Origin of the sequence: Pelagibius sp. (assembly GCF_028281305.1) — a bacterium.
Classification (GTDB): Bacteria; Pseudomonadota; Alphaproteobacteria; order Kiloniellales; family Kiloniellaceae; genus Pelagibius.
This window is the reverse complement of record NZ_JANQKD010000032.1, coordinates 1-11,612: the sequence shown is the minus strand read 5'-3', so window position 1 is coordinate 11,612 and position 11,612 is coordinate 1. Positions and strand designations below refer to the sequence as shown.

Genomic DNA, 11,612 nt, shown 5'->3' with positions numbered 1-11,612 from the left:
AGGTTCCGACGCTACTGGGCATCGTGGAAGATGATGCCGGCGGCGAAGCGTTCGCCGGCGTGGATCCGGCTGACGCCGTGGCGCAGCTTCACCCGGTGGTAGCCCCTGGAGCCCTGGCGCGGGCGTTCGTTGACGGCAAAGAGCGCCGCCTCGCCGCGCAGCAGCGGCACCACCTCGACGCGGGACTGCATGCGTGGGCGCTGTTCGGTGACGACGAATTCGCCGCCGGTGAAGTCGCCGCCGACAAAGTCGGCCCCCGGCTTGCTCAGCAGGATGACCATCTGCAGCGGCAGCACCTCCTCGCCGTAGAGGTCCTGGTGCAGGCAGTTGTAGTCGCCGGGCCCGTAGCGCAGCAGCAGCGGCGTCGGGCGTTTCTGCCCGGCGTTGTGGCAGCGCTTCAGGTAGGCCCCATGGCTGGCGGGAAAGACCGGCTCCTCGCCCAGCAGGCCGCGCCAGGCGTTGGCGATCCGCGCCGCGTGGGGATAGACGGCGGCGCGCAGGGCGGCGATGACCGGCGGCAGGGGATAGGTGAAGTACTTGTACTCGCCGCGCCCGAAGCCATGGCGGGCCATGATGACGCGGCTGCGGAAGGGCGCCTCCTGGTCGTAGAGGCCGGTCAGGGCGGCGCAGTCCCCCGGCGTCAGGATCGGCCCCAGCCGGGCGACGCCGTGATCGTTCAAGTCGCCCTCGATCCGCGGCCAGTTCAGGCTGGCGATGCGCCGGGCGACCTGCGGCGCCGGGGTTCCCGTGTCTGGCAGCCGGTCGGGCCGGCAACGCTTGCAGGCGCGAAACCCGGCGGCTTCCGCGGCGGCAGGGTCCGGAAAGAAGCGCACGTTCTCGCGCCGGGCCGGGCGCGAGGGGCAGCTCGGCCGGCAGTAGATCCCGGTGCTGAGGACGCCATAGACGAAGCGTCCGTCCATGGCGGCATCGCGCCGCTCCACCGCCGCCCAGCGCGCCTCGTCCATCGCCGCTTCCGCATCCAAAAGCCCTGTGTCGTCCATCGTATCCACCTCCTTGACCGCTATGACGGTCTTAGCCCGGAGAAGGATGCCGACGACATCCGTTTCTTGCGCTGATCCTTGTGTTGGGACGTTGCGCCACACCCCCCTTCTTCGACATCTCCGAATTCCGGGTGGCTTGCCATGGCGCGGCGGACCTCTTACTTTCTTGCCCGGCAGCAGGCCCTGAACGCACGGCCCGAGCGGGTATGATGTAGTGGTAGCCTGTCAGCTTCCCAAGCTGAACGCGCGGGTTCGATTCCCGCTACCCGCTCCAACCGCTTTGAGGCTCCGTTGGGGGCCATTTTCGTGCCGTCTGCCGCCGCCCCGCTTGTCACCCCGGACGTGATCCGGGGTCCACGCCGGAAGTGGATCCCACCCTTGCGAGCGAAGCCCGTGCGAGCGGGCCTATGGATCCCGGGTCAGGCCCGGGATGACGGCCCGTGTGGGCTGGCTCGGATCAAGGGATAGAGACCCTCGGTCAGCGACCGGACAAGCTCTCAACCCAGTTCGCATGGAAGTCAGCTTGTTCGTCTACTGTTCCGACCGTCCCTGGGGCCGCATAGTGGAAGATGTCGACCAGATCCTCCGATCTCGCAGGCTCACCGATCCGGGTGACATAAGCTTTGCGCCCGCCACCCATGTCGCGGGCCATTCCGGATGGGAAGACTTCGGGCCGCGCGCCGGCGCACAGCAATCGTGCTCCCTTGCTTTCAAGGACCTTTCTGAGCTCGATCATCGCCTCAAAGAGATCGCTGCTCACAAACCTTCTTGTTTCAGCTTCGATTCCGTCGAGTGTGATCTCATAAGACAAGGCCTGCGGGTCCGCTCGAATCGCCAACTGGGCACTGGCGATAGCGCCATCAGCCATTCTGATCTTAACCGCAATGTGCTCATTCAAGTCGTTTGTTCCCTAAGTCGCCCCGGACGTGATCCGGTGTCCACGCCGGACGCAGATCCCGCCTTTGCGGAAGAGGTCCGTGCGGGCGGATCAATGGATCCCGGATCAGATCCGGGATGACGGTCCGCGTATGCTGAAGCAGCTGGGAAAGTGGTTCAAGATCACCGGAGCGAGGGGAAGAGGACTTCGGTCAGGATGCGAACCGAGAGCTGCCAGGCGTCGCGCTGGTTGTAGCGGCCGGCGAAGACCACCATGACCAGATCCAGATCCGGGATCACCACCAGGCGCTGGCCGCCGTTGCCGATGCCGGCCATCCAGTCGCGGCCGTCTCGCCGGCCCTGGCCGAGCCACCACTGATAGCCGTAGGAGAGGCCGCTCTCCGCGGCAGCGTGCCTGATGAAGGAGTCCTTCAGCCAGGCCTCCGGCACCACCTGTTGCCCGTCCCAGCGCCCGCCGTTCAGCACCATCTGGCCGATGCGCGCGAGATCGCGGGCGGTAAGCCTCAGGCCGGAGGCGGCGGCGGCCTCTCCGTTGAAGCCCGCCGTCCAACTGCTCTGATCGATGCCGAGCGGCATGAACAGCTTTTCGCGCGCATAGTCGATCAGGGGCTTGGCGCTGCCGCGGGAGACGAGATGGGCGAGCAGCGCCGTGCTGCCGCCGGAGTAGGTGAAGCGGCTGCCGGGCTCCGTCACGATGGGCCGTTCCAGAATGTAGCGGTAGCGGTCTTCCGAGCGCTCCATGGCGATCTCGCTGTTGCGCGGGTCGCTGTAGGGCAGCGTCTCGTCCCAGGCGAGCCCCATGGTCATGGTGAGGGCGTGTTCCACCGTGATCTTCTGCCGTGCCGGATCGGCGGCGAGGTCGGCATAGTCGAACAGGTCGACCAGCGGCGTCTCGCGCGCGGGGACCGTGCCCTCGGCCATGGCAATGCCGTAGAGCAGGCCGACGATGCTCTTGGAGACCGAGCGCAGGTCGTGCATTACCTCCGGCCCGAAGGTCACTTTGCCCTGCGGATCGCCCCAGATCTCGTCCTCGCCTTCGAAATAGCGCTCCAGCACCAGCTTGCCGTGGCGCGCGACGACGACGGCATGCAGGTCGGGCAGTTCGCCGGACTGGTAAAGCGCGTCCAGCAGATCGCCGGTCTCGGCGGCGAAGCCGGCTTCGGTCAGGGGCGCCGTCCGCCAGACGTCGGCCGCAGCGCTCGGTGTCATGGCTGATTGGGACATGGCGCTGGGGGTGAAGGACATGAGCAGGCCTCCGGCGAGCAGAAGGCAGCGGAAGGGGCGGTGTTGCATTCCACAGTCTCACTTATCGGTTCGGCAAAGATCGCGCCCAAGTTGCCGTCGCGGCCTGCGTCCGACCAGTGAATTTTTGTGTGGCAGAGGTGTTTTTCGGGAATAGATCCGGCAGCGGCGCGTTGTCGCCCTGAGACCTCTGCCGGGTCCCCGTCTGTCCCCCGTGTGTCGTCTGGCCGCTCCGCGGTCGGCAGCCGCGGAAAGGCCATGGCGATGCGCCGGCCGGGGGGCTATAGTGCAGCGCAGCAATCGCGCGCTCGCTTAACGATAATCCAAACTGGGGGAATGAGAGGGTGAGCCCATCCCGCATCGGCGGCGCACGGCCGCCGTTCCGCAAGCTGCTCGTCGCCAACCGCAGCGAAATCGCCATCCGCGTGCTGCGCGCGGCCAACGAGCTCGGCATCCGTACCGTGGCAATCTATTCCCACGAGGACCGTTTCGCCCTGCACCGCTTCAAGGCGGACGAGGCCTTCCAGGTCGGCAAGGGCAAGGAACCGGTGGCCGCCTACCTGGACATCGACGATATCCTGCGGGTCGCCCGCGAGGCGCGGGTCGACGCCATTCACCCGGGCTACGGCTTTCTCTCGGAGAACCCGGACTTCGCGGAAGCCTGTGCAAAGGCCGGCATCACCTTCATCGGCCCCAAGCCCGACGTGATGCGCCGCCTGGGATCGAAGGTGGAGGCGCGGGCCCTGGCGGAGGAGGCGGGCATCCCTGTGATGCCGGCGACCGGCGCCCTGCCGCACGACGAAGCAGAGGCGGCCAAGCTGGCCGAAGACATCGGTTATCCCATTATGGCCAAGGCCTCCTGGGGCGGCGGCGGCCGCGGCATGCGGGTGGTCGAAGACGCCGGGCAGTTGCATGAGCAGGTGGCGGCGGGCCGGCGCGAAGCCAAGGCCGCCTTCGGCAACGACGAGATCTTCCTGGAGAAGCTGGTGCGCCAGGCGCGCCACGTAGAGGTGCAGGTCCTGGGCGATACCCACGGCAACGTCATCCACCTCTTCGAGCGCGACTGCTCCATGCAGCGGCGCAATCAGAAGATCGTCGAGCGCGCGCCGGCGCCCTATCTCAGCGAGGCCAAGCGCGCCGAGCTTTGCGATGCCGCGGTGCGCCTCGCCCGCGCGGCGGGCTACGAATGCGCCGGCACCGTCGAGTTCCTGATGGATGCGGAAACCGACGCGCTCTATTTCATCGAGGTCAATCCGCGCATTCAGGTGGAGCACACGGTGACCGAGGAGGTCACCGGCGTCGACCTTGTAAAGGCGCAGATCCGCATCTCCGCCGGCGCGCGCATCGGCGAACCGGAAAGCGGCGTGCCGGCGCAGCACCAGCTCTCCCTCGACGGCCACGCCCTGCAGTGCCGCATCACCACAGAAGACCCGCTGAACAAATTCATTCCGGACTACGGGCGCATCTCCGCCTATCGCGGCGCCACCGGCTTCGGCATCCGCCTCGACGGCGGCACCGCCTATTCCGGCGCCCTTATCACGCCGTTCTACGACTCGCTGCTGGAGAAGGTGACCGCCTGGGGTCCGACGGCGGCGGAGGCGACGGCGCGCATGGACCGGGCGCTGCGCGAGTTCCGCATTCGTGGTGTGGCGACCAACCTCTGGTTCCTGGAGGCGGTCATCGGCCATCCCAAGTTCCAGAGTGGCGAGGCGACGACCCGCTTCATTGACTCGACGCCGGAGCTTTTCGACTTCCACCGCCGCCGCGACCGCGCGACGCGCCTCTTGACCTTCATCGGCGACGTCATCGTCAACGGCAATCCCGAGGTCGAGGGGCGGCCCCTGCCGGCGCCGACCACACCGGCAATCCTGCCGGAGATTCCGCCCGCCAGGCTGCTGCAGGATCCGCCTGACGGCAGCAAGCAGCGCCTCGACGACCTGGGGCCGGAGGGTTTTGCCAAGTGGATGCTGGAGCAGGACAAGCTGCTGCTCACCGACACCACCATGCGCGATGCCCACCAGTCGCTCTTCGCCACGCGCATGCGCTCCTACGACCTGGTCGCCATCGCGCCGGCCTATGCGCGGTTGCTGCCGCAGTTGCTGTCGCTGGAGTGCTGGGGCGGCGCCACCTTCGACGTCGCCCTGCGCTTCCTGAAGGAAGACCCTTGGGAGCGTCTGGCGGCCCTGCGCGAAGCGGTGCCGAACACGCTGCTGCAGATGCTCACGCGCGGCTCGAACGGTGTCGGCTATTCGAACTATCCCGACAACGTGGTGCGCCATTTCATCGCCCAGGCCGCCGATACGGGCATCGATCTCTTCCGCGTCTTCGACTCCCTGAACTGGGTGGAGAACATGCGGGTCTCCATCGACGCCATCCGCGAAACCGGTCTGCTCTGCGAGGCGGCGATCTGCTACACCGGCGACCTCTCCGACCCCGGCGAGGACAAGTACGACCTGAAGTACTACGTCGGCCTTGCCAAGGACCTGGAGGCCGCCGGCGCCCACATCCTGGGCATCAAGGACATGGGCGGCCTCTGCAAGCCGGCGGCGGCGCGTCTGCTTGTGACCACGCTGAAGCAGGAAACCGGTCTGCCGATCCACTTCCACACCCACGACACCTCGGGCATTTCCGCCGCCTCGGTGCTGGCGGCAGCGGAAGCGGGGGTGGACGCGGCCGATGCGGCCATGGATGCGATGAGCGGCCTGACTTCACAGCCCAACCTCGGCTCCATCTCGGCGGCGCTCGCCGGCAGCCCGCGCGACCCCGGCCTGGACCGCGAGGCGCTGCGGGAGATCAATGCCTACTGGGAAGGCGCGCGGCGCCATTACGCGGGCTTCGAAAGCGAGATGCGCGCCGGCGCCTCCTCGGTCTACGAGCACGGCATGCCCGGCGGTCAGTTCACCAACCTGCAGGAGCAGGCCCGCGCCCTCGGTCTCGCCCGCAAGTGGGGCGAGGTGGAAAAGGCCTATGCCCAGGTGAACGAGATGTTCGGGGACATCGTCAAGGTGACGCCGACGTCGAAGGTGGTCGGCGATATGGCGCTCTACATGGTCTCCAACGGCCTGACGCCGGAGGACGTGATGGACGCGGCAAGGGAGGTGGCCTTTCCCGCCTCGGTCATCGCTCTCTTCCGCGGCGAGGTGGGCCAGCCCTACGGCGGCTTCCCGGAAGCGCTGCAGAAGAAGGTGCTGAAGGGCGAAGCGCCGCTCAGTGAGCGCCGCGGCGCGACCCTGCCGCCGGCCGATCTGGCCGCAGTGCGCAAAGAGGCGGAGAAAAAGGCGCGGCGCCACATCGGCGAGCGCGAGCTGTCGTCCTACCTCATGTATCCGGAGGTCTTCGTCGACTATGCCAAGCACCGCCGCGCCTATGGCGACACCTCCGCGCTGCCGACGCCGGTCTACTTCTACGGCATGGAGCCAGGCCAGGAGATCGCCGTCGATATCGAGCGCGGCAAGACGCTCATCATCTCCTACCTCGCCCTGAGCGATCCCGACGACGAAGGCCAGCGCACGGTTTTCTTCGAACTGAACGGCCAGCCCCGCACGGTGAAGGTGCTGGACAAGGCCCTGGCCGCCTCCGGCAAGGTGCGCCGCAAGGCCGACGAGTCGGACCCCGGCCAGGTGGGGGCGCCCATGCCGGGCCTGATCGTTAACATCTGCGATGTCGGCAAGCGGGTGGCCGCCGGCGACCGCCTCTTCACCATCGAAGCCATGAAGATGGAAACCGCCGTCTATGCCGAGACCGCCGGCAAGGTGGGCGAGGTCGTGGCCGCCGCCGGCAGCCGCGTCGAGCCGCACGATCTGGTGGTGGTGCTGGAGCCGGGTTAAGCGCGGCCTGCCCCGGACGCCGGGAGGATTGGCCGCCGGAGGCCAGGCTGGGTCTTGTGCGCGCTCTTTTGAACCTTTTCTCCGCTGTTGCGACAAAGAAGTAATCACCCCTCAGCAACGAACCGAGAAGAGGAGGTACGACAGTGTCCAAGACCCCACGCTTTGTCTTTGCCGCCTTGCTGGCCGCGGCGGCCCTTACGTCGTCCCTCGCTTCTGCCACCGACAGAGGCCCTTGTGACCACTGCGCCAAGGAACCGCCCGCGGCTGAGGGCGAGCGCCCCACAAAGGAAGAGGACAAAAGCCAGGAGCCGATCCAGGATGTCGAGGTCGAGCAGCGGAAACCGGAATCCGGCTACTCCCCGCAATTCTACTTCCCAACAGTGAAGACCACGGGCAAGTAGCTGCCCTCCTCCCTGTCGGGCTGCCGTTCCTGGTGGCTCCGACTTCGGGAGGCCAACCGCTGCCAATCACCGGCGTATCGTGGCGTGCCGGTGGACCGGCAGGCACGGTTGTGATCGAAATCTGCGGCGGTTCCCGCTAACGTGACTGCACCGCAAGCAGCCGGGATCTCTTCTTTGCCGCCTTCGCCAAGACCTCTCTCCCGCTCCGGATTGATCGCCCTCTCTTTGGTTCTCTTCGGCAGCCTGCTTCTCGCCGGCTGCAGCACCCAGCAGATCGGCGGGGCGCTTGGCGCCTTTTGTCACTCGGCCGAGCCCTGCACGGCCTACAACTCCGACGGCACGCCGGTCAGCGGACGCTGGTACAACCCCTACTGACGGCGTCGGGCGGAGGGCCCTTCCCGCCGCTCAATCCCTAAAATCCCAGCTTTCATCTTTCCTCAAGGTTCGGCTGATAGTCGATATGACTAGGATCAGTCGGGAGAGTTTTCCCAGATGTCGGAAAGCAGGAAGCTCGCAGCGGCGCTGGCCTTGATAGCCGTGCTCATTCTTCCGGAAGCCACCGGCGCGGCCGCAACGGCCGACCGGCCTTCCGCGCGCACGGGCGAGGTCACGCAGATAGACGCCGAGTCCTTCCAGCGGATGCTGGAGGAGGTGAGCGCCCTTGAAGGCGCAGTCTCCGAAGAGGACGGCGGCATCACGCGTGTCGCGATCGCCACCGACGGCAAGGTCTGGTTCTTCACGCAGCCGGGCCACGCCGCCCACCCGGCCATCGTCTCGGTGCAGATCCTGCGCGAGGAGGGGGTGCCCCACATCCAGACCGACGGTTGGCGCGGCGGCAGCCGCATGGCTTTCGACGAGTGGTTCACCGCCTTCGTGCGGCGCAACGCCCATCTGGCCCGCAGATGGCGGGAGCAGTAAGTAACGGCCAACGGTCGGAGTCAAAGCCGGGCGCGCATGCTTCGAGACGGGCCTTGCGGCCCTCCTCAGCATAAGGCCGTGTTCTGATATCGGACTCTGACCTCATCCTGAGGTGCGGAGCGCAGCGAAGCCTCGAAGGATGCGCGGGGTCTGTCCTCGCCCATTGCCTTCAGACCGGCGCGGCGGAGTCCTCGTTGAAGGCCTTCAGCGTGTGCTCGAACATCTCCGGTTTCAGATCCCTGACGATAAAGACCAGGCGTGACTCCCGTGAGTCGTCGGGCCAGGCCTCCAAACGCACCGGCGGATGGAAGACGTGCTGCACGCCGTGGATCACGATGGGCTGCGCCACCTCGGCGACGTTCAAGAGCCCCTTGATGCGCAGGATGTTGGCCCCGTAGAGCGTGATCAGCATCTCGATCCAGGAATTGAAGCGGTCCCAGTCCAGCGGCTTGTCGTAGGTCAGGCAGAAGGCGCGGATCGAGGCGTCGTGGCGGTTCACATCGTGCCCATGATCATGCTCATGATCATGGGTATGGTCGTGGTCATGACTGTGGGCATGACCGTGATGGCCGCCGTCATGATCGTAGGCCTCGGCCTTCAGCCAGGCCCGTACATCGGCGGTCTTCTTTTCGGGATCGTAGAGCCCGGCGTTGAACAGCAGGTCCGGCGACACGGCGCCCTGGACGCTCGGATAGATCGGCGCCGCAGGGTTCAGTTGCTGCAGGCGCTCCTCCAGAGCTTCGCAGGTCTCGGCGTCGGCGATGTCGCGCTTGGTCAGCAGGATGCGGTCGGCCACGGCCGCCTGCTTCACCGACTCCCTCTGCTTGTCCAGGGTCTCCCAGCCGTTGACCGCGTCCACCGTGGTGATGACGCCATCCAGCCGGAAGCGGTTGGACAGCAGCGGGTCAGTCATCAGGGTTTGCAGGATCGGCGCCGGGTCGGCCAGACCGGTGGTTTCAATCACCAGACGTTTGAAGGGCGGGACCTCGCGTTGCACCCGGCGCCGGAAGAGATCGCGCATCCCGGTGACGAGGTCGCCGCGCACCGTGCAGCACAGACAACCGCTGTTGAGAAGCACCGTATCCTCGGTCGCCTGTTCGACCAGCAGATGGTCCAGGCCGATCTCGCCGAACTCGTTGACGATAACGGCGGTCTCCTCCATCGCAGGGTCGGCCAGCAGGTGGCGCAGCAGCGTGGTCTTGCCGCTGCCCAGGAACCCGGTGAGCACGGAGACGGCAAGCGGTTCCTCCGGAATGTCCAGATCTTTCTCTTGGGGATTGGGTGCGTCGCTCATCGATACTCCGCTAGGCTGCCAAGGTCTGCCGTCGCACACGCAGATGGTACAGGCACCAGAGCGCAGCGGTGAGCACCAGGATCGCGCCGGCCTGATGCAGGGCCGCAGCCCAGATCGGCACCACCAACAGCAGGGTGACGATGCCGAGCGCGAGCTGAAGCAGCGCCACGATGGCCAGAAGCGCAAAGCCGCCCTGGGCGACGGGAGTCAGGTCGAGGCGCAGCGACCACAGCCAGACCGCAAGGCAGGCCAGCACCGTGGCGACGGCAAGCAGACGATGATTGAACTGCACCGCCGCGTGGTTCTCGAAAAGGTTCAGAGGCCAGGGGGCGAGCATGCCATAGCCGGCCGGCACCAGATCGCCGTCCATCAGCGGAAAGGTGTTGTAGACCAGGCCCGCATTGAGCCCGGCGACGAAACCGCCGGAGAGGATGGTGAGGGTGATCAGAGCGAGCAGGGTGAAAGCAGCCCGGCGCAGGCGGCCTGCACCGGGATCGCGGCTGCGCTCAGGCCGGGGCCAGAGCTGTCCGAGGGCCAGCCAGAACAGATAGGCGTAGATCGCCAGCGCCAGGCCCAGGTGGGCCACCAGGCGGTACTGGCTGACATCGGTGCGGTCCCCGAAGCCGCTGGCCACCATGAACCAGCCGAGCAGGCCCTGCAGGCCGCCCAGGGCAAGCGCGATCAGCAGCAGCATGGTCATGCGCCGGTCGAGCCGTCCACGCCACCAGAACCAGAGAAAGGGCAGCGCGAAGACGACGCCGATCAGCCGGCCCCAGAGACGGTGAATGTACTCCCACCAGAAGATGGTCTTGAACTCGTCCAGGCTCATGCCGGCGTTGACCTGCTGGTACTCGGGGATCTGCCGGTAGAGGTCGAAAAGGCGCTGCCATTCCTCCGCGCTCAAGGGCGGCAGGGCGCCGCTGACCGGCGCCCACTCCATGATGGAAAGGCCGGATTCGGTCAGGCGTGTGATGGCGCCGATTACCGCCATGGCGAAGATCATGGCACAGCAACCGATCAGCCAGAGCCCGACCGCGCGGTCGGTGGAGGCTGCGCGGGACCCGGCGATGCTGGCAGGCGTGGTGGTTGTCATCGGCGCTAACCTAGTGCCCCAAGGCCAGGGCGCCAAGAGCGTGAAAGCGTCTGTGGAGAGGGGGCGCTGGAGCGCGACCTTGTGTCGCGCGGCGACGCTGCGGCGATCGATGCAAGCCCGGGATCAGTTGTCCGGGGTTGCTGTGGGGGCGCCGCCGTGTGCGGCCCCGATGTGAGGGGCTGGGGGCGGCTTTTGGCCGGACGCGCCCGGCGGAGGGCAGGCCGCTCCTACTGAAGCGTCAGGCAGCAGGCGGCGAAACGGGTGTCCGGAGCCCGGATGATCGGGATATTGGCGACCTTCACCGAATGCAGCGGGCCATCAAGATTCTTTTCCCAAAAGGCCAGGAACTTGCGCAGTTCCGGGTAGTTCGGCGCTAGGTCGTATTCCTGCCAGATGTAAGTCTGCAGCAAAGCCGGGTGGTCCGGCAGGTGGTAGAGGATTTCGGCCGTGGTCAGCCGGTAGTCGTTCATCTGCAGCGCAAGATCGCTCATCTTCCCTCCTATCTCACCGTCCCTTGGGACCCGATAGGGATCAAGCTTGCCCACCTGTCAGAGAAATCTCAACAAAATAACATTAATAAAACAATAACTTAGCAGCCTCTCTCGGCGAGTGCTGCTATGTCGTTTGCAGGAGGGCAAGCGCCGGCGCCGGCTGCCGGCAGCCGTTGGGCAGACGAGTGGGGTCGGCGAAGAGGGGAAGAGCGGCGGGTGTTACAGCCGCATGTTGCGGGCGCGGGTGCCCCGCTCGATGGCGGCGGCTGGCAGGCGGCCCACTTGCAGACGGTGGCGCAGCATCTCCAGCAGCCGGAGTTCCTCCTGGGTTACCGCGCTGTCGGCGGCGGCCACGTCCAGGGCGATGGCATAGGCCGTCTCGGAAAGCTTGCTCGGCAGGTGCCCGGTGATGAAGCCCAGGACCGCCTCCAGGCCATTCTCCTGCCCC

10 protein-coding genes, 1 tRNA gene and 1 pseudogene are annotated in these 11,612 nt (G+C 66.5%); 5 read left to right on the top strand and 7 right to left on the bottom strand.

Features of this window, described 5'->3' with window-relative positions:
• Positions 1-11 precede the first annotated feature (11 nt).
• A complete protein-coding gene (locus Q0982_RS08155; RefSeq protein ID WP_299394009.1) occupies positions 12-1,001 on the bottom strand; it encodes a 2OG-Fe(II) oxygenase in 990 nt (329 codons plus the stop codon).
• Between the two features lie 200 nt (positions 1,002-1,201).
• Here Q0982_RS08155 and Q0982_RS08150 point away from each other — a divergent pair.
• Positions 1,202-1,275, top strand: a tRNA-Gly gene (locus tag Q0982_RS08150).
• Between the two features lie 204 nt (positions 1,276-1,479).
• On the opposite strand, the gene Q0982_RS08145 is transcribed toward Q0982_RS08150, so the two are convergent.
• Positions 1,480-1,899, bottom strand: coding sequence for a hypothetical protein (locus Q0982_RS08145; protein ID WP_299394007.1), 420 nt, complete (start codon positions 1,897-1,899; stop codon positions 1,480-1,482).
• A gap of 161 nt (positions 1,900-2,060) precedes the next feature.
• A complete protein-coding gene (locus tag Q0982_RS08140; RefSeq protein ID WP_299394004.1) occupies positions 2,061-3,143 on the bottom strand; it encodes a serine hydrolase in 1,083 nt (360 codons plus the stop codon).
• 341 nt (positions 3,144-3,484) lie between these two features.
• On the opposite strand from Q0982_RS08140, the gene Q0982_RS08135 reads away from it, so the two are divergent.
• The 4 genes from Q0982_RS08135 to Q0982_RS08120 all read left to right on the top strand — a co-directional run bounded on the left by Q0982_RS08135 (position 3,485) and on the right by Q0982_RS08120 (position 8,286).
• Positions 3,485-6,967, top strand: coding sequence for a pyruvate carboxylase (locus tag Q0982_RS08135; protein ID WP_299394003.1), 3,483 nt, complete (start codon positions 3,485-3,487; stop codon positions 6,965-6,967).
• A gap of 143 nt (positions 6,968-7,110) precedes the next feature.
• Positions 7,111-7,368, top strand: a complete 258-nt coding sequence (locus tag Q0982_RS08130) for a hypothetical protein (RefSeq protein ID WP_299394000.1) — start codon at positions 7,111-7,113, stop codon at positions 7,366-7,368.
• Positions 7,369-7,542: 174 nt separating this feature from the next.
• Positions 7,543-7,743, top strand: coding sequence for a hypothetical protein (locus Q0982_RS08125; protein WP_299393999.1), 201 nt, complete (start codon positions 7,543-7,545; stop codon positions 7,741-7,743).
• 117 nt (positions 7,744-7,860) lie between these two features.
• Entirely contained in the window at positions 7,861-8,286 is a 426-nt protein-coding gene (locus Q0982_RS08120) for a hypothetical protein (RefSeq protein ID WP_299393997.1), read from the top strand.
• Between the two features lie 169 nt (positions 8,287-8,455).
• Here Q0982_RS08120 and Q0982_RS08115 read toward each other — a convergent pair whose 3' ends face one another.
• The 4 genes and pseudogenes from Q0982_RS08115 to Q0982_RS08100 form a co-directional block, all read right to left on the bottom strand.
• The gene (locus Q0982_RS08115; RefSeq protein ID WP_299393995.1) at positions 8,456-9,580 is read right to left on the bottom strand and encodes a GTP-binding protein; all 1,125 of its coding nucleotides are present in this window, start codon (positions 9,578-9,580) and stop codon (positions 8,456-8,458) included.
• Positions 9,581-9,590: 10 nt separating this feature from the next.
• On the bottom strand, positions 9,591-10,673 hold the full coding sequence (locus Q0982_RS08110) for a COX15/CtaA family protein (RefSeq protein ID WP_299393993.1): 1,083 nt from the start codon (positions 10,671-10,673) through the stop codon (positions 9,591-9,593).
• A gap of 227 nt (positions 10,674-10,900) precedes the next feature.
• The gene (locus tag Q0982_RS08105; RefSeq protein ID WP_299393991.1) at positions 10,901-11,164 is read right to left on the bottom strand and encodes an usg protein; all 264 of its coding nucleotides are present in this window, start codon (positions 11,162-11,164) and stop codon (positions 10,901-10,903) included.
• 219 nt (positions 11,165-11,383) lie between these two features.
• A pseudogene (locus Q0982_RS08100) lies at positions 11,384-11,612 on the bottom strand (hypothetical protein); the annotation flags it as partial.